Genomic DNA, 20,864 nt, shown 5'->3' on the forward strand with positions numbered 1-20,864 from the left:
GGTTTCCGGATCCCGGTCCGCCCCTCACCCGGGTGGGGTATCTTTTGCCAACCCTTGACCAAGGCGGTCGGGGGCCCTGACCAGCCGGTCGGGGGCTGGCGTGAGCGGACCGGGGGCTGGAACCACGATGAACGACATCCTGCACGGGCTCGGTGCGGCGGCGGCCTACGGCGCCCTCGGCGTGGTGCTGCTGCTCCTCGGCATCGGCCTGGTCGACCTGCTGACGCCCGGCAGGCTCGGCCACCAGATCTGGGTCGAGCGCAACCGCAACGCCGCCGTCCTGCTCAGCTCCGCGCTGCTCGGCATCGGCGGCATCGTCTTCACCGCGATCATGTACACCTACGCCGACTTCGCCAAGGGCCTGCTGTCGACGGCCTGTTACGGCCTGCTCGGGCTGGTGCTGATGGCCGTCGCGTTCTGGCTGGTGGACCTGCTGACGCCGGGAAAGCTCGGCGCGATCCTGGTCGAGCCGGAGCCGCACCCGGCGGTGTGGGTGTCCGCCTCCTGCAACATCGCGGTGGCGGCGGTGGTGTCGGCCGCGATCGCGTAGGGCCCTTCCCTGGGCCGCGCCACGCCGGGTACGGCGCCCCGTGCGGCCGCGCTACGCCGGGTGCGGCGCCCCGCCCAGGAGGTGCTCCCGGCCCCAGTCGCCCAGCGGCCCCAGCGCCGTGTTGAGGCGGTGCCCCGCCTCGGTCAGCGCGTACTCGACCCGCGGCGGCACCTCCTCGTACGCCTCCCGGTGCACGATGCCGTGCGCCTCCATCTCGCGCAGGTGCGCGGCCAGCACCTTCTCGGTGATCCCCGGCAGCAGCCGGCGCAGCTCGCCGAAGCGGCAGCGCGGGCGCTCGCCCAGGGCCCAGAGGATCGACACCTTCCACTTGCCGCCGATCACGTCCATCGCGGCGTCCGTCCCGCAGATGTACGCCCCCGGCCTCGGCACGGTCGCCATGCCCACCCCTTCCGAACCTCCGACCTGGATACTGACCCCAGGGTAACCACCCACTCCGAAGTGCGTACTTGATCGTTTCCGGGGGCAGCGCGGAGGCTGACTGCCATGGCAACCAACCCCGTTGAGAACGCGTCCGAGACCACGCCCGCCCTGAACACCCCGTCCACCCCGCTCACCCTGCTCGGCCTCGGCGCGATGGGTACCGCGCTGGCCGGGGCCTGGCTCGCCGCCGGGCACCCGCTGACCGTCTGGAACCGCACCGCCGCCCGCGCCGAGGGGCTCGCCGCCCGCGGTGCCGCCGTCGCCGCCACCGCCGCGGAGGCGGTCGCCGCGAACCGGCTGGTCGTCGTCTGCCTGCTCGACGACGCCTCCGTGCCGGAGGCGCTGGACGGCGTCGACCTGACCGGCAAGGACCTGGTCAACCTGGTCACCAGCACCCCCGCGCAGGCCCGCGCCCGCGCCTCCTGGGCCGAGGAGCGCGGCGCCCGCTACCTGGACGGCGGGATCATGGCCGTCCCGCCGATGATCGGCGTCCCGGCGACCGGGGCGTACGTGTTCTACAGCGGCTCGTCCGAGCTGTTCGAGGAGCACGGGGCCACGCTCGCCGTCCCGGCCGGCACCCGGTACGTGGGCGCGGACGCCGGGTACGCGGCGCTGCACGACGTGGCGCTGCTCAGCGGGATGTACGGGATGTTCGCCGGGATCGCGCACGCCTTCGCGCTGGTCCGCGGCGAGGACGTGGCGCCGAGCGAGCTGGCGCCGCTGCTGGGCGGCTGGCTCGCCGCGATGTCCGGCTCGGTGGCCAGGACCGCGGAGCAGCTGGAGAGCGGCGACTACACCCAGGGTGTGGTGTCCAACCTGGCGATGCAGGTGGCCGGCCGGCAGACGCTGCTGAGCACCGCCGAGGAGCAGGGGGTGAGCGCCGAACTGCTGGAGCCGTACTTCCGGTTGATGGAGCGCAGGCTGGAGATCGGCAGTGGCGAGGAGGACCTGACCGGGGTCGTCGACCTGCTGCGACGGTGAGGCCCGGCCGGTAACGTACCGGCATGGCAGACCTCGAAGAACGCGCCACCGTCGTCGCGTCCCACTCACGGCAGGCCGGAGCGGGGGTGCTGGTCCGACCGCGCCGCGCCGACGACCTCGCCGACTGCGTCCGGGTGCTCGGCGACGTCCACGCGGCCGACGGCTATCCCGCCGACTGGCCCGACCGCCCCGCCGCCTGGCTGACCCCGGACGGCCAGCTCGCCGCCTGGATCGCCGAGTCGGACGGCCGGCTCGCCGGACACGTCGGCCTCGCCCGCAGCACCCCGGACGACCTCGCCCCCGCCCTGTGGAGCCACCGCACCGGCGGCCGCCCGGAGCTCACCAGCGTGATCGGCCGCCTCTACGTCGCCCCCACGGCGCGCGGCCACCTCATCGGCGCCCGGCTGCTGGCCTGCGCCGTGGCGCACGCGCGGGCGCTCGGCCTGCACCCCGTGCTCGACGTCCTCGCCACCGACACCGCCGCCGTGGCCCTCTACCGCCGCCTCGGCTGGACCCACCTCGGCAGCGGCGACCAGCGGTGGGCCTCCGGCCGCACCGTCACCGTCCACTGCTTCGCCGCCCCGAGGGGATGAGCCCCGGCCCGCCCGGCCACCACGGCCGGGCGGGGTGGCCCGGTCGGAGCGGCTATACCGCGATGACCTCGATCCCCTGCTCCAGGCCGATGAAGTCGTCCGCCTTCCGGGTGTAGAGCGGTAGGCCGTGGGCGGCGGCGGTGGCAGCGATCATCAGGCCCATGCGGCGAGGGCGGGGGTCGCGCTTGGCCTGGATCGTGAGTGCGATCAGTGTTCCGAATCGCCGGGCGGCCTCACGGTCAAACGGGAGGGCGGTGAACTCCGCCTCCACGTCGGCCAGCCGTTGGGCCCTGGCCAGCATCTGCACTGGGTCCTTGGCCATGGCGACACCCTGGGAGAGCTCGGCCAGCACCACCGAGGGCACGGCGACCTCGAACGGCAGGAGTTCCGGATCGATCTGCGGCAGATCGATCACCACACAGGTGTCGAGCAGGCCGCACTGGCGTCGTTCGCTCACGCGCGCTCCCACGGGTCGCCGCCGCCCTCGACCCGGTCCTCGTCGCCGTAGAAGGTGTCGGCCTCGGCCCGCAGCTGTGCGGCGTCGACGGCGGGTGCGCTCCGCCACTTGCGCTGGAGCTCTTCCACGGGGACGAACCGTCGGCGGTTGCTGATCGGTCGGACTTCGGCGATCTCCGTGCCGTTGCGGGTGACGTGGTAGATCTCGCCGGCTTCGACGTCGTCGAGTACGGCCTTGGACCGCGCCGCGAGTTCGCGCTGCGTGATGGTCTTCATGGTGCCAGTGTATCGCGCCGCAATACACTGTGCCACGCTTTCCCGTCCCGGCTGGTCGTCGAGGCCGGGCAGGACGATGGTGGCACCGTGGTCCACGGTGCGCGGGCCGGTGATCGCCGGGCTGGCCGTCGAGCGGGTCGCTGGGGAGGCTCGCGGCACCGGTGGTCCGGACACGGTCGTCGTGGTCGAGGCTGCCGATGAAGCCTCGCATGGGGTTGTTCCCCTGGTGCTGGCTCAGTTGTGCGTCGGGGACTGCGAGTTGGAGTGATATCCGCCGCGCGTGGTGCGGGGTCCCCCGGGTGGGGGAGGGGGATCACCGTGCCGGGGGAGGGGCGGCGCGGGTGGCGCGGGTGAGCCTGGCGGCATGGTGAGAAGCGGGTGGGCGGTGGCCGGCTGGGGGCTCGGGTACGCCGGGTTCGGGGTGGGGTGCGGGCTGAGCGGGACGGCGCTGTTCGGCGCGCACTGGCCGGGGTGGGTGGTGGCCGGCGTGGGGCTGCTCTCGGCCGTCGCCGGAGCGCTGGTGGCGCGCCGGAAACCGGTGCGGCCGCAGCGGCTGCTGTGGCTGCTCTGCGGGGCGGCCGCGGTGGGGGCCTGGAGCCTGCTGATGGACCTGGTGACGCTGGTGTTCGGCCAGCGGGTGGACAGCGTCCCCGACACGGTGGGGCGCGCCCTGGCGGCGCTGGGGGCGGTGCTGCTGGCCAGGGCCGCCCTGGGACTGCGGCCCGGTGCCCGTGCCGGCCGGGCCGGGCAGGCCGCGCCGGCTCCCACGGCGGCTCCACCGCTCGTCCAACTCGCCGCCTGGACAGGGACTCTGGCGTTCGTGCCGTACGTGCTGATGAAGCTGGTCTGGGCGCTCGGCGGCAGTTTCGCGGGGATCAGCGGTGACCGGATGTACGCGAGCTATGTGCGCAACGGCTCCTCCGGGCTCTGGCTCGCCCTGGAGCGTTGGGGACTGGACGGCACGATGCTGCTGGCGCTGCTCGGGGTGTTCCTGCTCTGGGGGCTGGTCCGTCCGTGGGGGCAGGTCTTCCCGCGCTGGACCCTGCCGCTGCGCGGCCGCCGGGTGCCGCGCTGGCTGCCGCTCACCCCGGCCCTGCTGGGTGCGGCCACGCTGGCGCCGTACGGGGTGGTCGGGGTCGGCTACCTGGGGCTGTGCACCGCCGGGGTGACGCGGATCAGGCTGGGCGAGTTCGCCGGTGAGCAGAGCGCGCTGGAGGTCGCCTGGGTGGGGATGTGCGGGTTCGCCGGGTACGGGGTCGCGCTGGCGGTGGCCGCCCGGTCGTACTGGCGGCGGACGGGGGCGCGGGCCGCCGAGGTGGGCTGAGGGCGGGGTCGGCTCGGGGCCGGGGTTTGCTGAGGCGGCAACATTGCTTGCCGATCCGGTGGGGTGGGCCGCAGCCTGGCGGTGGAGGTGAGCGCCATGGGCGAGACGACCGGGACGACCAGGACAGCCGGGGTGACCGGGATCAGGGAGAGCGAGCGCTACGACGTGGTGGTGGTCGGCGCCGGAGCGGCGGGGCTGAACGCCGCGCTGGTGCTGGGCCGGGCCCGGCGCCGGGTCGCGGTGGTGGACGCCGGCGAGCCGCGCAACGCGCCCGCCGCCCACATGCACGGCTACCTGAGCCGGGACGGCATGCCCCCGGCGGAGCTGCTGGCGGTCGGGCGGGAGGAGGTCGCCCGGTACGGGGCGGACCTGATCGACGCCCGGGTCGAGCACATCGAGCCTGCCGATGCCGGTGCCGGTCCGGCCGGGTCCGCGGCGCCGGGCTTCGTGGTCCACCTGGCCGGCGGGCCGGTGCTGCACGCGCGCCGGGTGGTCGTCGCCACCGGGCTGCGGGACGGCCTGCCGGAGTTGCCCGGCCTGGTCGAGCGGTGGGGCCAGGATGTGCTGCACTGCCCGTACTGCCACGGCTGGGAGGTCCGCGACCGCCCGCTCGGCGTGCTCGGCACCGGCCCGGGAGCGGTCAATCAGGCGCTGCTGCTGCGGCAGTGGTCGGCGGACGTGGTGCTGCTCGCGCACACCCTCGCACTGACCGACGACGAGCGGGAACGGCTCGCCGCCCGGGACGTCCGGGTGGTCGATGGCCGGATCGTCCGCCTGGTCTCCGACGACGGGCGGCTGCGCGGCGTCGAGCTCGCCAACGGGCAGGTGGTGCCGCGCGAGGCGGTGTTCGTCTTCCCGCAGCCGGTGCCCCGGGACGCGCTGCTCTTCGGCCTCGACTGCGCCCGGGACGACAACGGCTGGGTCACCACCGACCGGACCGGCCGCACCAGCCTCCCCGGCGTCTGGGCGGTCGGCAACGTCGCCGACCCGCGCGCCCAGGTGGTCACCGTCGCCGGGATGGGCGCGGCGGCCGCCTTCGCGCTCGACCACGACCTCGCGGCGGAGGAGGTCGAGCGGGCCGTCGTGCGGTACCGCGCGTCCGGTGCCGCCGTGCCCGCCTGAGCGGGGAAGCTTTCGTCAACCCACGATCGGAGAAACCCTGATGTCAGCGCACCAGCACGACCACTCCCACTCCCACGGCCCGTCCCACGGGCACTCCCACGGGCACGTCCCCGCCGCCGACTTCGACTGGGACGCGCTCGCCGCGCACCTGGAGCTGGAGGGCGACCTGCGGGCCGGCGCCGTCACCGAGGCCGGGCGGTGGCTGCTCGGCCTGCACGGCGAGGGCGCGGTTCGGCGGGTCCTCGACGTCGGCAGCGGGCCCGGGGTGATCGCCGGACTGCTGGCGGAGGTCTTCCCGGCGGCCGAGGTGGTGGCCGTCGACCAGTCGGCCGCCCTGCTGGAGCGCGCCCGGGTCCGCTCCGGTGGCCGGCTCGGCACCCGACAGGCCGACCTGCCCGCCGAGTTCGACAAGCTCGGCGAGGCCGACCTGATCTGGTCCGGCAACGCCATCCACCACCTCGGCGACCAGCAGGCCGCGCTCACCTCGCTCGCCGGGGCGCTGCGGCCCGGCGGCCTGCTCGCCGTCGCCGAACGCGGCCTGCCCGCGCGCTACCTGCCGCGCGACTTCGGCCTCGGCCGGCCCGGCCTCCAGGCCCGGATGGACGCCGCCCACGAGGACGGCTTCACCACCATGCGGGCCGAACTGCCGGACAGCACCGAGGAGATCGAGGACTGGCCGGCCATGCTCGGGCGGGCCGGGCTGACCCCGACCGGCACCCGCACCTTCCTGGTCGACCACCCCGCCCCGCTCGCCGGCCCGGTCCGCGCTTACCTGCACGTCCAGCTGACCCGGCTGCGCGACCGGCTCGCCGAACAGCTCGACACCGAGGACCGGGCCACCCTGGACGCCCTGCTCGACGAGGACGCCCCCACCGGGATCCTGCACCGGCCGGACGCCTTCTACCTCTCCGCGATGACCGTCCACACGGCCCGCCGGGACTGACCCGGCGGCCCCGGCGGGGCCTTGCGGGTTGGCGGGGGCGGGGGTGGGACCGTCCGTGCGGCGCGCCGCTTCAGGGTGCGAGGAAGGCGGCCACCGTACGGCTGAAGGCGGCCGGGTCGTCGAGCCACGGGTAGTGGCCGGCGGCGGGCTGGACGGCGGTACGGGCGTGGCGGAACAGCGCGGCCGTGGCGCGGACCGCCCCGGGCCTCGGGTCGGGGTCGTACTCGCCGGCCAACAGGAGTGCCGGGGAGGCGAGTTCGGCCACGGCGGCGCGGACGTCGGCGGGTTGGAAGCCGCCGCCGTGGTAGGCCGCGGCGGCCTCCGGGTGGCTCTGGGCGGTGCGGTCGGCCTCGTGGGCGCGGGCGGCGGCGTCCCAGGTGCCGTGGAAGAGCGGTGCCACGGCGTCGGGGTCGGCGGCGCCGCCGGCGAAGGCGGTGCGGACGGCGGCCCGGGCGGCCGGGTACCACTCCTCCTCGGCGAGGCCGCGGGCCTCGGCCGCCTCGCGGTAGTCGTCCTCGGAGGAGGTGCTGCCGAAGATCCGGAGGCTGGGCGTGACCAGCACCAGCCGACCGGTGCGTTCCGGGTGCCGCAGCGCGTACAGGGTGGCGAGCGAGCAGCCGGCGGAGTGGGCGAGGAGGTCCACCCGGTCGAGTCCGAGGTGGGTCCGGAAGGCCTCGACGTCCGCCACCTGCCGGTCGACCCGGTGGTCCGCCGGGTCGGCCGGGCGCTCCGAGCGGCCCGTGCCGCGCAGGTCGAGGACGTGCAGGGCGCGGTGCGCGGAGAGGCCGCCGAGGTCGCCGAGGTACGCGGCGTCGCGCATCGGGCCGCCGGCGAGGACGAGCAGCGGCTCGCCCCGGCCGAGCACGCGGTAGCCGAGCCGGGTGCCGTCGGGGCCGGTGAAGGTCGTCATCGGCCGATCGTGGCAACCGCCGTCCGGCCGGGGCAACGGGAATTCGGCCGACCCGTCCCGGGGTACCGTCGGCGCATGACAGCGAGTGAGCGGCGCTTCGTCGTGGTGACCACGACCCACGAGAGCGAGGAGCGGGCCCGGGCCCTGGCGTCCGCCGTGGTGCGGGAGCGGCTGGCGGCCTGCGCCCAGGTGTACCCCGTACGGTCGGTGTACTGGTGGGACGGCGAGGTGCAGGACGCCGAGGAGTGGCGGATCGACCTCAAGACCAGGGCCGAACTCGTGGACCGGCTGGGCGCGTTCCTGGCCGATCGGCACTCCTACGAGACGCCCGAGCTGGTCGCCGTACCGGTGACGGGCGGCAGTCCGGGCTACCTCGACTGGGTGGCCGCGGAGACCACGCCCGAGGGAACCACGACCCAGGGCGCCGAGGACTGAGGACGGCTCAGGGCGCGACCTGGAGGAAGGCCAGCACGGCCAGCACCCGCCGGTGGTCCTCCTCCGAGGGCGGCAGGTCGAGCTTGAGGAAGATGTTGGCGGTGTGCTTCTTCACCGCCCGCTCGGTGATCACCATCCGTTCGGCGATCGCCGCGTTGGAGCGGCCTTCCGCCATCAGGCCCAGCACCTCGCGCTCACGCGGCGTCAGGCGGTCCAGCGGCTTGTTGCGTTCGTTGCTGCCGACCAGCATGGCGATCACCTGCGGGTCGAGCGCGGTGCCGCCGGCCGCCACCCGCTGGACCGTCTCCACGAACTCGTCGGGGTCGAAGACCCGGTCCTTCAGCAGGTAGCCGATCGCGCCGGTGCCGTCGGCGAGCAGCTCCTTGGCGTAGAGCTGCTCGACGTACTGGGAGAGCACCAGCACCGGCAGCCCGGGGATCCGCCGGCGCGCCTCCAGGGCGGCCTGGAGGCCCTCGTCGGTGAACGTCGGGGGCAGCCGCACGTCGACGACGGCCACGTCCGGGCGTTCGGTGAGCAGGGCCTCCAGGAGGGCCGGTCCGGTGTCCACCGCGGCCACGACCTCGAAGTCGTAGGCCTCCAGCATCCGGACCAGTCCGTCCCTCAGGAGGAAGAGGTCCTCGGCGAGGACAACTCGCACGGCAGCTCCATCGTCAGGGTCGTGGGGCCGCCGAGCGGGCTGCGGACGGCCAGGACGCCGTCGAAGGTAGCAAGCCGCCGTTCCAGGCCGCGCAGCCCGGTGCCGCGCGAGGGGTCGGCGCCGCCGGTGCCGTCGTCGGTGACCTGGGCCTTCAGGGTGCCGTCCTGGTACCAGAGTTGGACGTCGACCCGGCTCGCGCCCGCGTGCTTGGCGGCGTTCGTCAGGGCCTCGGAGACGGCGAAGTAGACGGCGGACTCGACCGGCGCCTCGGCGCGGCCGGGCAGGTCGGCGGTGACCGTGACGTTCAGCGGGCTGTCCATGCCCAGGGCCCGTACGGCGTCGGCCAGTCCGCGGTCGGCGAGGACCGGCGGGTGGATGCCGCGGACCAGGTCGCGCAGCTCGTTGAGGGCGGTGGCGGAGGCCTGGCGGGTCTCGGCGAGCAGCTGCTTCGCGGCCTGCGGGTCCCGTTCGACCAGCCGCTCGGCGACGCCCAGGTTCATCCCCATGGCCACCAGCCGGGCCTGCGCGCCGTCGTGCAGGTCCCGTTCGATCCGGCGCAGTTCGGCGGCCTGGGCGGTGAGCGCGTCGCGCCGGGTCTCGGTCAGGTGGACGACCTTGCGCTGGGCGGCCAGCGCCTCGGCGCGGGCGGTCGGGCCGAGCAGGGCCCCGGCCAGCGCGGTGTGGCCGCGCAGCGCGCCGGGGGCGATCGCCGGACCGGCCAGGAGGGTCGGGACGGCGAGCAGGACGGCGATCCGGGCGCTGCCCGGGTCCGTCACGTGCACCCACCAGTACCAGGTGTTGCCGTCGGCCGAGGCGATCGGCTCCCAGAGCCAGGGCTGCAGCAGGCCGAAGAGGCCGAAGGCGACCAGGGCCGGCGGGAACAGCGCCACGGTGAAGCCGATCACCGGGTCGACCAGCAGCCAGAGCAGGTCCCGCCAGGTGGCCGGGTCGCCGAGCAGGGCCCGGCAGCGCTGCCAGGCGCCCTTGAGGCCCGGCTCGGCCGGCGGCAGCGGCCGGTACGGTTCGCGGACCGCGACGCCGGACCAGCGGGCGGCCAGCGTGCGGCGGCGGCCGGCCAGGGCCCGGACGGCGAGGACGGTCGCCGGCACCAGCAGGACGCCGAGGCCCACGCCCAGCAGGACGGCGGTGACCGTGGCGGCGACGAGCAGCAGCAGCTGCGGCACCGCGAACCCGGCCAGCGCCGTCGCGCGCAGCAGGTCCCGTACGGCCCGGCGCGCCCGGTCGAGCGGCGTGCCCGCGCTCCGCCCGGCGGCCTCGGCGCCGTCCCCGACTTCCTTGCCCACGCTGCCCGTTGTCACTGTCCGTCCCCCTCCGTACCGGCCTCGCGGCCGCCGTCCCGACCCTGCGGACCACCAGACTGCCCTACCCCGCCGCCCTGTTCACGGGGCCTCGGCCCCCTCTCGGCGGTACCTGGGTACACCCCCCGATCGACGCCCAGGGTCCCTGCCCCGGCCCACCGCCCCCGGCCTAGCGTTCGAGGTGTCCGGAAGCGGCCCGTCAGCGGAGCGCCGGATCCCCGCCAACCACCGCAATGATCAAGGGAGTTCGCCATGTCCAAGCGCTTCGCCGCCGGCCGTCCGCTGGTCCGTCTGGTCCTGGTGCTGGCCGCCCTCGGCCTCTTCCTCCACGGCCTCACCCCGGCCCACGCCGCCGGGCACGCGACCGGAACCGGTGCGCCGACGGCCGGAACCGGCGTGCCGACGGCCGCCACCGGTGCGCCGCCCTCCCCGGCCGACCCCGTCCAGGTGAGAGCCCTGTTCGACGAGCTGCTCCCCCGGCTGCTCGCCGAGCACCGCATCCCCGGCGCCGCAGTGACCGTGGTGGCCGGCGGGCGGGAGGTCTTCTCGGGCGGCTACGGCGTCGCCGACACCCGGACGAACCGGCCCGTCGACCCGGCGCGGACCGCCTTCTTCATGGGCTCCGACGCCAAGGTGTTCACCGCCGTCGCCGTCCTCCAGCAGGTCGCGGCGGGGAAGCTGGACCTGGGCACCGACGTCAACCGCTACCTGACCGCCTTCAAGGTCAGGGACGGCTACCCGGGCCGCCCGGTCACCGTCGAGAACCTGCTCACCCACACCGCGGGCTTCGACGACAGCTTCATGGGCCTCGCCCAGGCCGGGCCCGAGCGGGTCGAGGGCCTCGGCGCCTCGCTCGCCGCCCACCAGCCGGACCGGGTCCGCGCCCCCGGCACCGCCGCCGCGTACGACAACTACGGTGTGGCGCTGGCCGGTTACCTGGTCGAGACGGTCTCCGGGCAGCCCTTCGACCAGTACGTCTCCCAGCACGTCCTCCAGCCCCTCGGGATGGACCGCACCACCTTCAGCCAGCCCCACCCCGCCGCGATCGACGCCGACCTCGCCCGCGGCCACCGCCCCGAGGGCGACGGCCAGACCGGGACCGCGGGCCTCTACGGCCCCTGGACGCCCACCGGCGCCGCCGCCGTCACCACCGCCGACGACATGGCGAAGCTGCTGCTCGCCCTGCTCCCGCAGGGCGGCCCGGACGCCCGGCGGATCCTCGACCCGGCGACGGCCGAGCGGCTGCTCGCCCGCCACTACGGCCCCGACCCGCGTCTGCCCGGCCTGGCCTACCTGCTGGAGCAGCGCACCCACGGCAGTGAGCAGCTGCTGGTCAAGGACGGCGACGTGCCCGGCTTCCACAGCAACCTCGCCCTGCTGCCCCAGCGCGGCCTCGGCCTCTACGTGACCCTCAACGGCGACGGCACCGACGCCAGCGGCGGCTGGGCAACCCAGCAGGTGCTCACCGCCTTCCTGGACCGCTTCCTGCCCGCGCCCCCGGCCGCCGCGACCGCGCCGCTCACCGGGGGCCTGGACGCCTACGCCGGCGACTACCGCTCCACCCGCACCAGCCACGCCGACCTCACCCGGGCCGCCGCCCTGATGGCCTCCCTTCACGTCACCGCCGAGCACGGCCGGCTCACCGTCACCGGCCCCGTCACCCGGGACCCGGAGGCGGCCGAGACGCACTGGGAGCAGCTCGAACCCGGCCTGTTCCAGCAGGTCGGCGGCACCGCGCGGATCGCCTTCCAGCGGGCCGCCGACGGCACCCTCACGCTGCTCACCGACGCCGACCCGACCATCGCCTACCAGCGGCTCGCCTGGTACCAGGCACCCGGCCCGCACCAGGCGGTCGCCGTCGGCAGCCTCGCCGTCCTCGCCCTCACCCTGCTCGGCTGGCCGGTGGCGGCGGCGGTCCGCCTGGCCCGCCGCCGGGGCCGGGCCGACCGGCCGGCCGTACGGCTGCTCGGCTGGACCACCGGGGCGCTGCTGCTCGCCGCCACCGGCTGCTTCGCCCTGCTGACGGCGGACGCCAACGCGCTCAACCAGACGCTGTTCCTGGGCGATTCGCCGCTGCTGACGGTGGTCCCGGTCCTGGTCTTGACGGCCCTGGCGCTCTCCCCGGTGATGGCGCTCTGCACGGTGCTGGCCTGGCGCGGGCGCTGGTGGAACCTGTTCGGGCGGCTGCACTACACGGGGCTGACGCTGGCGGTGCTGCTCGTCCTGGTCCTCGCGGGGGCGTACGACCTCACCGGGACGGGCGCGCTGGACCTGCTCGGCTGAGGGCGGCGCGTCGGCAGGACGGTACGGCGGTACGAGAACGGCGGCGGGGCCCGGGGATCACCCCGGGCCCCGCCGCCGTCCAGCCGTCCCGCCGCTCAGCCCGCCGAGCCGCCGAAGCGCTCCGTCCAGGCCGCCAGGTCCTCGTCCGTGATCTTGGCGAACAGCACCGGCGGCACCGTGAACGCCGTCCCGGCCGGCACCAGGTCCAGCGCCCGCGCCTCCTCCGGGCCGATCCAGTCGCGGGTGGCGGCCGGCGAGTCCGCGGGCAGCGCGAAGGCGCCGCGCATGGCCGCCGCCGTGGTCGGGATGAACGGCTCGGAGACCACCGCGTACAGGTGGATCAGGTTCATCGCGGTGCGCAGGGTCAGCGCCGCCGCCTCCGGGTCGGTCTTCACCTGGAGCCAGGGCGCCTTCTCGTCCAGGTACGCGTTGCCCGCGCTCCACAGCGCGCGCAGGGCCTGCGCCGCCTTGCGGAAGTTGAGCGCGTCCAGCTGGGCCTCGTACTCGGCGAGCAGCCCGGCGACCTGCTCGCCGAGGCGCTGCTCGGCCTCGCCCGGGGCGTGGCCGCCCGGGACGTCGTCGCCGAAGCGCTTGCGGCTGAAGGTGAGCACCCGGTTGACGAAGTTGCCGAGGGTGTCGGCGAGGTCCTTGTTGACGACCGAGGCGAACAGGTCCCAGGTGAAGCTGGAGTCGTCCGACTCGGGCGCGTGCGCCATCATGAAGTAGCGCCAGTAGTCGGCGGGCAGCAGGTCCAGCGCGTCGTTGCCGAAGACGCCGCGCCGCTGGCTGGTGGAGAACTTCCCGCCGTAGTACGTCAGCCAGTTGAAGGCCTTGACGTAGTCGACCTTCTTCCAGGGGCGGCGCGAGCCGAGCAGCGTGGCCGGGAACATCACGGTGTGGAACGGGACGTTGTCCTTGCCCATGAACTCGGTGTACCGGACGCTCTCGTCGGCCTCGTACCACCAGGACTTCCAGTCCCGCAGGTGCCCGGCCGGGGCCGCGTCCGCCCACTCCTTGGTGGCGCCGATGTACTCGATCGGGGCGTCGAACCAGACGTAGAACACCTTGCCCTCTGCGGCCAGTTCGGGCCACACGTCGGCCGGCACCGGGACGCCCCACTCCAGGTCGCGGGTGATCGAGCGGTCCTGGAGGCCCTCGGTCAGCCACTTGCGGGCGATCGAGGAGGCCAGCACCGGCCAGTCGTCGGCGTGGGCGTCGATCCAGTCCTCGACCTCCTCGGTGAGCTTGGACTGGAGCAGGAACAGGTGGCGGGTCTCCCGGACCTCCAGGTCGGCGCTGCCGCTGATCGCCGAGCGCGGCTCCAGCAGGTCGGTCGGGTCCAGCACCCGGGTGCAGTTCTCGCACTGGTCGCCGCGGGCCTTGTCGTAGCCGCAGTGCGGGCAGGTGCCGACGATGTAGCGGTCCGGCAGGAAGCGGCCGTCGGCGTTGGAGTACACCTGGCGGATCGCGCGCTCCTCGATGAAGCCGTTGCGCTGGAGCTCGCGGGCGATCTCCTGGGTGATCTCCCGGTTCTGCGGCGAGGAGCTGCGGCCGAAGTGGTCGAAGGAGAGCCCGAAGCCGTCGTACACCGCCCGCTGCGCGTCGTGCGCCCGGGCGCAGAACACCGCGACCGGCAACCCGGCTTCCTGGGCGGCGAGTTCGGCGGGCGTGCCGTGCTCGTCGGTGGCGCAGATGAACAGCACCTCGTGCCCGCGTCGGCGCAGGTAGCGGGCGTAGACGTCCGCCGGGAGCATGGACCCGACCATGTTGCCCAGGTGCTTGATCCCGTTGATGTACGGAAGGGCGCTGGTGATCAGGTGCCGAGCCATCCTCGGATGCTCCGATTTCTCCCGCACGCGCACCCCACCCGGAGTGCCGTGTCGGGCGCAGGGTCCACTGTGGGCTGCCAGCCTAGGGCAAGGAGCGGGGGCCGGGGCGCAAGGAGCGGGGCCGGTCGGCGGCGCCGCCGCACGCGCCGGGCGGGGTCGGGAATCACGGCCGGGATCACGGTCGGACGTCAGGGTCGGACGTCAGGGTCGGGCATCAGGGCCGGGTGAAGTCCCCGTACCGGTCGAACTCCCCGGACTTCACCCCGCGGACGAAGGCGGCCCACTTGCGCGGGGTGGTCCGCACGACGACCTCGGGCCGGTCCGACTCGCGGATCTCCACCAGTTCGCCCGCGGCTCTGACCTCGACGCAGTCGGTGCTCTCACCGCTGGCCGAGGCCTTGCGCCAGGTATTCATGCGAAGTCTTTCAGCAAGCACCGGATGAACTCCCGGGACTCGTCCGGTCCGAGCGCGATCGCCGCGGTCTCCTCCTTGATCCGGCGGTAGGAGGCCAGTTCGACCTGGGTGTGCACGAATGTCGGCCCGTGGGAGAGATCGATCTGGACGGTGTCGAGCTCCGGGACGGGCCCGCGGGCGAGGTACAGGCTCTCCCCGGAGCCGGTGTAGGTGGGCACGCTGAACGGGATCACCCGGATCTCCACCCCGGGTCGTTCGGAGTTCTCCAGCAGGCCCCGCAGCTGGTCGCGCAGCACGTCCGGGCCGCCGAACTGCATGCGCAGCGCGGATTCGTGGAGGAACGCGCTGTACGGCTTCGGGTGGTCGACGAAGATCTGCTGGCGCCGGATCCGGAACGCCTTCCGGATGTCCGCCTCCTGCCGGTACTGGGGGGGAAGCCGCTCGAACACCGCGGCGGCGTAGTCCGGGGTCTGCAGCAGGCCGGGGATGAAGGTGCTGTTCAGGATGGACAGGGAGGAGGCGTGGTGCTCCATCTCCGCGATGTCGATGATCGCGTTCGGCAGCCGGCCGCGGTAGCCGTCCCACCAGTACTTGCGCCGGTCCTGCGTCATCGCCAACAGGGCGTCCAGGTAAGGGCCGTCCTCGCAGCCGCAGGTGTGCGCCCAGATCCGGAGCCGCTCGGCGCTGATGCCCGACTTCCCGTTCTCCATCTGGGAGATCTTGGGCAGGTCGGTGCCGATGGTGGCGGCCAGGCTCTTGGGCGTGACGCCCACGAGCTCGCGCATCCTGCGCAACTCGATCCCGAGGCGCTGCTGGCGCACGGTCGGCGACAAGCGGGGTGGCATGACTCTCTTCTCCGGGTCGCGGCTCGCGTCGATGCTTCCGGTGAAGTGTGCCGCGCGTACCGGGCCCTAGCTACCAAAATGGGGGATACCCCACGATGGAGTGAACGTCTTCCCGCTCGGTAGCAACTCTGGCACCTTGACCCTATGGTCATCCGTGTCACTCACTGACTTGTTGCCGCCTAAACAGTCGTCAAACAGTCGTCTAACAGCCGATATTCGGCCGTAATGACACATCAGATGCATGGTCGCGGCGCCCGAAATCACCGACCGGAGACAGCCATGCCACTCCCCACGCCCCTCGGCCCTCCCCACCGGCCCCATCCACCCCGGCGCATTTCCGCATCCCGGTGAATGCGCTTCTCGTCGCCGGATTGTCGGCGCTCCTGCTCGCCGTCCTGTTCGTCGGCTGGCTGGTCTGGCTGGTGAACATCCAGGCCTGTGAACCCCGCGCGGCCAAGCGCGAGTTCGCGGCCGGCCATTCCGCCCGAGGCGAGCGGAAATAGCCTCCGCACCCCCTCGCACTCCGCCGGTCCGGTGGCTCAGCCCCGTGAAAGCCGCTCGGCCAGACGGGACTTGGCCGCCGGCCACTCCTCGGCGAGCATCGAGAAGTAGGCGCTGTCCCGCCAGGTGCCGTCGGGGCGCCGGCGGTGGCGGCGGAGGGTGCCCTCGTACTGGGCGCCGAGGCGCTGGATCGCGGTGCGGGAGCGCTCGTTGCGGGCATCGGTCTTCCAGAAGACGCGGCCCATGCCGAGGTCCTCGAACGCGTGGGAGAGGAGCAGCAGTTTGGCCTCGGTGTTGACCGCCGTGCGCCAGACCGAGCGGGCGTACCAGGTGCCGCCGATCTCGACGGACTCGTCCTGCGCGCTGAGGTCGTGGTAGCCGGTGACGCCGACGGCCCGGCCGCTCGCGAGGTCGACGGCGGCGAAGTTCACCGACTCGCCGGCCGCCGCCTCGGCGACGCGGATGTCGAGGACCGCGCCGAACTCCTGCTCCGAGACGGGCGGCAGGTGCATGGTCCAGCGCCAGACCTCGGGGTCGGAGCCGACGGCCGTCCAGAGGTCGGCGAGGTGGCGGCGCTCCAGCGGCTCCAGGCGGATGTGGCGGCCGGTGAGGACGACGGGTGAGGGCAGCTTCGCGGTCATGATCCGAACGTAGCGCCGCCCTGCACTAGAAGCAAGAGATGTTTGCACTAGTGCAAATCTGCCGCGCGAGGCAAAACGAGGGCCCCGCGGGACGGATCCCGCGGGGCCCTCGAAGTGTCAGCCGAGGATCAGGCTCAGATGAACGAGTTGATCTGGATCGTCTCGTCGCGGCCCGGGCCGACGCCGATGGCCGAGATCGGCGCGCCCGACATCTCCTCCAGCGCCTTCACGTACGCCTGGGCGTTCTTCGGCAGCTCGGCGAAGGTCTTCGCCTTGCTGATGTCCTCGGTCCAGCCCGGCAGCGTCTCGTAGATCGGCTTGGCGTGGTGGAAGTCCGACTGGTTGTAGGGGAGCTCCTCGACGCGCTTGCCGTCGATCTCGTACGCGACGCAGACCGGGATCTGCTCCCAGCCGGTCAGCACGTCCAGCTTGGTGAGGAAGAAGTCGGTGAGGCCGTTGACCCGGGTCGCGTAGCGCGCGATGACGGCGTCGAACCAGCCGCAGCGGCGGTCGCGGCCGGTGGTGACACCGCGCTCGCCACCGATCCGGCGCAGCGCCTCGCCGTCCTCGTCGAGCAGCTCGGTCGGGAACGGGCCGGAGCCGACGCGGGTGGTGTAGGCCTTGAGGATGCCGATGACCCGGTCGATCTTGGTCGGGCCGATGCCGGCGCCGGTGCAGGCGCCGCCCGCGGTCGGGTTCGACGAGGTCACGAAGGGGTACGTGCCGTGGTCGACGTCGAGCAGGGTGCCCTGGCCGCCCTCCAGCAGGACGACCTTGTCGGCCTTCAGCGCCTCGTCCAGGACGAGGGTGGTGTCGGCGAGGAAGGGCTTGATCTTCTCCGCGTAGCCCAGGTACTCCTCGACCACCAGGTCGGCCGGGATGGTGCGGCGGTTGTACAGCTTGACCAGGATCTGGTTCTTGTCGTGCAGCGCCGCCTCGATCTTCTGGCGCAGGATCGACTCGTCGAACAGGTCCTGGACCCGGATGCCGACGCGGTTGATCTTGTCCGCGTAGGTCGGGCCGATGCCGCGGCCGGTGGTGCCGATCCGGCGCTTGCCGAGGAACCGCTCGGTGACCTTGTCCAGGGTGCGGTGGTACGGCGTGATCAGGTGGGCGTTGCCCGAGATCAGCAGCTTGGAGGTGTCGATGCCGCGGTCGTTCAGGCCGGCCAGCTCGGAGAGCAGCACGGCCGGGTCGATCACGACGCCGTTGCCGATCACCGGCGTCACGTTCGGGCTGAGGATGCCGGAAGGGAGCAGGTGCAGGGCGTACTTCTGGTCACCGATGACCACCGTGTGACCGGCGTTGTTGCCGCCCTGGTAGCGGACCACGTAGTCCACGGAGCCACCGAGGAGGTCGGTGGCCTTCCCCTTGCCCTCGTCTCCCCACTGAGCGCCAACGAGCACGAGTGCCGGCACAGGCGTACACCCCTTCCGGTTGGGGCATCCTGCGTAGGCCGCAGTCTGCCCCGAGATAGACGAAGCCCCTGGCGCAATGGCGCAAGGGGCTCTTGCACCGAGAGATTACCTGAGGAAGGACCGGTCGTGTCGTCCCTGTCCACGCCTGCTACCGGCGGCCCGGAGCCGCTCCTGCTGCTCCTCGACCCGGTGGCCCGGCAGACCGACGGCGAGTCGGTGCGGATCGCGAAGGACGTGCTCTGCGGGGGAGCGGACGTCAAGGTGGTCTTTCCGGAGAGCCCTTCCGAGCTCGACCGGGTGCTTTCGCACCGGGGTCGGAGGCGACCGGTGGTGATCGGTTCCGACCTCGCTCTGCAGCGGGTGCTCCAGGCCCTGCACCGCCAGCGTGAGCTGGGCGACGAACCGGTGGGGATGGTTCCGGTCGGCCGCTCGGAGGAGCTGGCCGCGGCCCGCGCGCTCGGCGTGCCGGGGGAGCCGGTCCGGGCCGCGCGGGCGGTGCTCTCGGGCGCGCCGCGCCGGCTGGACCTGCTGGTCGACGACGGCGGCGGGGTGGCGCTGGGCGGGGTGCGGATCACCGGCGGGGCCGCGCGCCGTCCGGTGGGCCGTCCGGGTGGCTGGCGTTCGCTATGGGCGAAACTGGCTGCGGCCGAGCAGGCGAACGCACTCACCCCGGACGGCACCGACCACGGCTCCCGGGTCCGGGTCGAGGCCGACGGCCGGCTGCTCGCGGACGTCCACCGGCCGGTCCGGCTGGTCCAGGTCACGCTCCCGACCGGCGCCTCGCACGGAACGGGCGAGATGGAGGTGGTGGTCGCCGCCTCCGGCGCCCTGGTGCGGGCCCGGGCGGCGAGCGTCTCGGTGGTCGGGCGCGGCTTCGGCTACGAGGCGGACGGCCACCCGGTCGGCCCGGTCCGGGCCCGGACCTGGACGGTGCACCCGGGGGCCTGGGGCCTGCTGCTGCCCGCGGCCTGACCGGGAGCCACCGGCGGGCGGCCGGGGAACCACGGGCGGACGACCACCGGACGACCGCCGGGCGACCGGCGGGGGAACCCCGGGTGAGCAGGCTCACGTTCGTCCGCACCCCGACCCCCGCCGCCGCGCGCACCGAACTCCCCAACAGGCGCGAACCGCAAGGCCAACCGCCACGCGCCGGAATTCCCCCCACCCGAAATGCCGGACCGGTAAGGGGTTTTGTCTACGCGCGTTAACTCGCGATCGCGGGACAAAGCCGCAGTCCCGGGGTCCGGAAGCCCGGGTCAACTGCCCTAGACTCGAAGGCGTGCCACGTGGTGACGGAAGACTCAACCACGATCTTCTTCCCGGTGAGAAAGGCCCCCAGGACGCTTGTGGCGTCTTCGGTGTCTGGGCTCCCGGCGAGGAGGTCGCCAAGCTCACGTTCTTCGGCCTTTACGCCCTGCAGCACCGCGGTCAGGAATCCGCGGGCATCGCAGTGAGCAACGGCTCCCAGATTCTCGTCTTCAAGGACATGGGGCTCGTCTCCCAGGTCTTCGACGAGGCATCGCTGGGGTCCTTGCACGGGCATATCGCCGTCGGACACGCCCGCTACTCGACCACCGGTTCCTCGGTCTGGGAGAACGCCCAGCCGACCTTCCGCGCGACCGTTCACGGTTCGCTGGCCCTCGGGCACAACGGAAACCTGGTGAACACCGCCGAACTGGCGGCCATGGTCGCCGAACTGCCCGGCGAGGAGCACGTCTCGCGCTCCGGCCGGAACGCCGCGACCAACGACACCGACCTGGTGACGGCGCTGCTCGCCGGCCACCCGGACCTCTCCATCGAGGAGACGGCCAAGGTCGTGCTGCCCAAGGTCAAGGGCGCGTTCTCGCTCGTCTTCATGGACGAGCACACCCTCTACGCCGCCCGTGACCCGCAGGGCATCCGCCCGCTGGTGCTCGGCCGGCTGGAGCGCGGCTGGGTGGTCGCCTCCGAGACGGCGGCGCTGGACATCTGCGGCGCCTCCTTCATCCGCGAGGTCGAGCCGGGCGAGCTCATCGCCATCGACGAGAACGGCATGCGCAGCTCGCGGTTCGCCGAGGCCAAGCCCAAGGGCTGCGTCTTCGAGTACGTCTACCTGGCCCGCCCCGACACCTCCATCGCCGGCCGCAACGTGCACCTCTCCCGCGTGGAGATGGGCCGCCGGCTGGCCAAGGAGGCGCCCGTCGAGGCCGACCTGGTGATAGCGACGCCCGAGTCCGGCACCCCCGCCGCGATCGGCTACGCCGAGGCCAGCGGCATCCCGTACGGCTCCGGCCTGGTGAAGAACGCCTACGTGGGCCGCACCTTCATCCAGCCCAGCCAGACCATCCGCCAGCTCGGCATCCGGCTCAAGCTCAACCCGCTGCGCGAGGTCATCGCCGGCAAGCGCCTGGTGGTCGTGGACGACTCGATCGTGCGCGGCAACACCCAGCGCGCGCTGGTGAAGATGCTGCGCGAGGCCGGCGCCGCCGAGGTGCACATCCGGATCTCCTCGCCGCCGGTGAAGTGGCCCTGCTTCTTCGGCATCGACTTCGCCACCCGCGCGGAGCTGATCGCCAACGGCATGACCATCGAGGAGATCGGCCGCACGCTCGGCGCGGACTCGCTCTCCTACATCTCGATCGACGGCATGATCGAGGCCACCAAGCAGCCCAAGGACCGGCTCTGCCGGGCCTGCTTCGACGGCGAGTACCCGATGGAGCTGCCCGACCCGGCGCTGCTCGGCAAGCTCCTGCTGGAGGCCGAGATCAAGGGCGGCCAGCAGCCGCCCGCAGTCCGCGGCAAGCCGACCAGCGGCAGCGACCTGGACGGCGTCCAGTCGCTGCTCGGCGGGGCGGGCGCGGCCGACGCGCTGCGCCGCCCGTAAGAACGCACGGTGGGGTCCCGCGAACCGGGGCCCCACCGCTGTTTCCGAACCACCCCCACCT

Annotated in this window: 22 protein-coding genes; 11 read left to right on the forward strand and 11 right to left on the reverse strand. The window is 73.4% G+C overall.

Annotated features, from left to right (window positions below; genetic code table 11):
* The first annotated feature begins 127 nt into the window (after positions 1-127).
* Entirely contained in the window at positions 128-550 is a 423-nt protein-coding gene (locus ACFY4B_RS33680; protein WP_074002038.1) for a DUF350 domain-containing protein, read from the forward strand.
* 51 nt (positions 551-601) lie between these two features.
* On the opposite strand, the gene ACFY4B_RS33685 is transcribed toward ACFY4B_RS33680, so the two are convergent.
* Positions 602-949 (reverse strand): helix-turn-helix domain-containing protein, encoded by a 348-nt coding sequence (locus ACFY4B_RS33685; RefSeq protein WP_049651069.1) that lies wholly within the window; start codon positions 947-949, stop codon positions 602-604.
* A 105-nt stretch (positions 950-1,054) separates the two neighbouring features.
* Here ACFY4B_RS33685 and ACFY4B_RS33690 point away from each other — a divergent pair, with 105 nt between their 5' ends.
* The gene (locus tag ACFY4B_RS33690; protein ID WP_387974303.1) at positions 1,055-1,972 is read left to right on the forward strand and encodes an NAD(P)-dependent oxidoreductase; all 918 of its coding nucleotides are present in this window, start codon (positions 1,055-1,057) and stop codon (positions 1,970-1,972) included.
* 23 nt (positions 1,973-1,995) lie between these two features.
* The gene (locus tag ACFY4B_RS33695; protein ID WP_117488924.1) at positions 1,996-2,565 is read left to right on the forward strand and encodes a GNAT family N-acetyltransferase; all 570 of its coding nucleotides are present in this window, start codon (positions 1,996-1,998) and stop codon (positions 2,563-2,565) included.
* A gap of 52 nt (positions 2,566-2,617) precedes the next feature.
* On the opposite strand, the gene ACFY4B_RS33700 is transcribed toward ACFY4B_RS33695, so the two are convergent.
* Positions 2,618-3,022 (reverse strand): type II toxin-antitoxin system VapC family toxin, encoded by a 405-nt coding sequence (locus tag ACFY4B_RS33700; RefSeq protein WP_387974306.1) that lies wholly within the window; start codon positions 3,020-3,022, stop codon positions 2,618-2,620.
* Positions 3,019-3,297 (reverse strand): type II toxin-antitoxin system Phd/YefM family antitoxin, encoded by a 279-nt coding sequence (locus tag ACFY4B_RS33705; protein ID WP_049651073.1) that lies wholly within the window; start codon positions 3,295-3,297, stop codon positions 3,019-3,021. The genes ACFY4B_RS33700 and ACFY4B_RS33705 overlap by 4 nt, the downstream gene beginning before the upstream one ends.
* Positions 3,298-3,661: 364 nt before the next feature.
* Between ACFY4B_RS33705 and ACFY4B_RS33710 the strand changes: the two genes are divergently transcribed.
* The 3 genes from ACFY4B_RS33710 (at position 3,662) to ACFY4B_RS33720 (ending at position 6,686) form a co-directional block, all read left to right on the forward strand.
* On the forward strand, positions 3,662-4,621 hold the full coding sequence (locus ACFY4B_RS33710) for a hypothetical protein (protein WP_387974309.1): 960 nt from the start codon (positions 3,662-3,664) through the stop codon (positions 4,619-4,621).
* A 96-nt stretch (positions 4,622-4,717) separates the two neighbouring features.
* On the forward strand, positions 4,718-5,743 hold the full coding sequence (locus ACFY4B_RS33715; protein ID WP_387974312.1) for an NAD(P)/FAD-dependent oxidoreductase: 1,026 nt from the start codon (positions 4,718-4,720) through the stop codon (positions 5,741-5,743).
* 40 nt (positions 5,744-5,783) lie between these two features.
* The gene (locus ACFY4B_RS33720) at positions 5,784-6,686 is read left to right on the forward strand and encodes a class I SAM-dependent methyltransferase (RefSeq protein WP_074002043.1); all 903 of its coding nucleotides are present in this window, start codon (positions 5,784-5,786) and stop codon (positions 6,684-6,686) included.
* A 70-nt stretch (positions 6,687-6,756) separates the two neighbouring features.
* Here the strand turns inward: ACFY4B_RS33720 and ACFY4B_RS33725 are convergent, their stop codons facing one another.
* The gene (locus tag ACFY4B_RS33725; protein WP_387974315.1) at positions 6,757-7,596 is read right to left on the reverse strand and encodes an alpha/beta fold hydrolase; all 840 of its coding nucleotides are present in this window, start codon (positions 7,594-7,596) and stop codon (positions 6,757-6,759) included.
* A 75-nt stretch (positions 7,597-7,671) separates the two neighbouring features.
* On the opposite strand from ACFY4B_RS33725, the gene cutA reads away from it, so the two are divergent.
* Positions 7,672-8,031, forward strand: a complete 360-nt coding sequence (cutA, locus tag ACFY4B_RS33730; RefSeq protein ID WP_387974318.1) for a divalent-cation tolerance protein CutA — start codon at positions 7,672-7,674, stop codon at positions 8,029-8,031.
* Positions 8,032-8,038: 7 nt separating this feature from the next.
* On the opposite strand, the gene ACFY4B_RS33735 is transcribed toward cutA, so the two are convergent.
* Together ACFY4B_RS33735 and ACFY4B_RS33740 are read right to left on the reverse strand one after the other, a co-directional pair.
* Positions 8,039-8,689: a response regulator transcription factor gene (locus tag ACFY4B_RS33735; RefSeq protein WP_049651080.1), complete on the reverse strand. Its 651-nt coding sequence runs from the start codon at positions 8,687-8,689 to the stop codon at positions 8,039-8,041.
* A complete protein-coding gene (locus ACFY4B_RS33740; RefSeq protein ID WP_387974321.1) occupies positions 8,653-9,993 on the reverse strand; it encodes a sensor histidine kinase in 1,341 nt (446 codons plus the stop codon). The genes ACFY4B_RS33735 and ACFY4B_RS33740 overlap by 37 nt, the downstream gene beginning before the upstream one ends.
* 267 nt (positions 9,994-10,260) lie before the next feature.
* Here ACFY4B_RS33740 and ACFY4B_RS33745 point away from each other — a divergent pair, with 267 nt between their 5' ends.
* Entirely contained in the window at positions 10,261-12,291 is a 2,031-nt protein-coding gene (locus ACFY4B_RS33745) for a serine hydrolase domain-containing protein (RefSeq protein WP_387974324.1), read from the forward strand.
* A 95-nt stretch (positions 12,292-12,386) separates the two neighbouring features.
* Here the strand turns inward: ACFY4B_RS33745 and metG are convergent, their stop codons facing one another.
* The 3 genes from metG to ACFY4B_RS33760 all read right to left on the reverse strand — a co-directional run bounded on the left by metG (position 12,387) and on the right by ACFY4B_RS33760 (position 15,380).
* On the reverse strand, positions 12,387-14,120 hold the full coding sequence (gene metG, locus ACFY4B_RS33750; RefSeq protein WP_387974327.1) for a methionine--tRNA ligase: 1,734 nt from the start codon (positions 14,118-14,120) through the stop codon (positions 12,387-12,389).
* 214 nt (positions 14,121-14,334) lie between these two features.
* On the reverse strand, positions 14,335-14,535 hold the full coding sequence (locus tag ACFY4B_RS33755) for a DUF397 domain-containing protein (RefSeq protein WP_074002049.1): 201 nt from the start codon (positions 14,533-14,535) through the stop codon (positions 14,335-14,337).
* Positions 14,532-15,380, reverse strand: a complete 849-nt coding sequence (locus ACFY4B_RS33760; RefSeq protein WP_063780290.1) for a helix-turn-helix transcriptional regulator — start codon at positions 15,378-15,380, stop codon at positions 14,532-14,534. The genes ACFY4B_RS33755 and ACFY4B_RS33760 overlap by 4 nt, the downstream gene beginning before the upstream one ends.
* A gap of 371 nt (positions 15,381-15,751) precedes the next feature.
* On the opposite strand from ACFY4B_RS33760, the gene ACFY4B_RS33765 reads away from it, so the two are divergent.
* The gene (locus tag ACFY4B_RS33765; protein WP_259316694.1) at positions 15,752-15,883 is read left to right on the forward strand and encodes a hypothetical protein; all 132 of its coding nucleotides are present in this window, start codon (positions 15,752-15,754) and stop codon (positions 15,881-15,883) included.
* A 36-nt stretch (positions 15,884-15,919) separates the two neighbouring features.
* Here ACFY4B_RS33765 and ACFY4B_RS33770 read toward each other — a convergent pair whose 3' ends face one another.
* Both ACFY4B_RS33770 and ACFY4B_RS33775 read right to left on the reverse strand, forming a co-directional pair.
* Positions 15,920-16,522 carry a GNAT family N-acetyltransferase gene (locus ACFY4B_RS33770; RefSeq protein ID WP_387828279.1) on the reverse strand — a complete coding sequence of 201 codons (603 nt, stop codon included), beginning with the start codon at positions 16,520-16,522 and terminating at the stop codon, positions 15,920-15,922.
* Positions 16,523-16,656: 134 nt separating this feature from the next.
* Complete coding sequence (locus tag ACFY4B_RS33775; RefSeq protein ID WP_049656442.1) at positions 16,657-17,940, reverse strand: adenylosuccinate synthase; 1,284 nt, start codon at positions 17,938-17,940, stop codon at positions 16,657-16,659.
* A gap of 126 nt (positions 17,941-18,066) precedes the next feature.
* On the opposite strand from ACFY4B_RS33775, the gene ACFY4B_RS33780 reads away from it, so the two are divergent.
* Positions 18,067-18,912: a diacylglycerol kinase gene (locus ACFY4B_RS33780; RefSeq protein WP_387974331.1), complete on the forward strand. Its 846-nt coding sequence runs from the start codon at positions 18,067-18,069 to the stop codon at positions 18,910-18,912.
* A 307-nt stretch (positions 18,913-19,219) separates the two neighbouring features.
* The gene (gene purF / locus ACFY4B_RS33785) at positions 19,220-20,803 is read left to right on the forward strand and encodes an amidophosphoribosyltransferase (RefSeq protein ID WP_049654084.1); all 1,584 of its coding nucleotides are present in this window, start codon (positions 19,220-19,222) and stop codon (positions 20,801-20,803) included.
* Positions 20,804-20,864: the final 61 nt, after the last annotated feature.

Source organism: Kitasatospora sp. NPDC001261, from assembly GCF_042896795.1.
In the GTDB taxonomy this organism is placed as follows: Bacteria; Actinomycetota; Actinomycetes; order Streptomycetales; family Streptomycetaceae; genus Kitasatospora.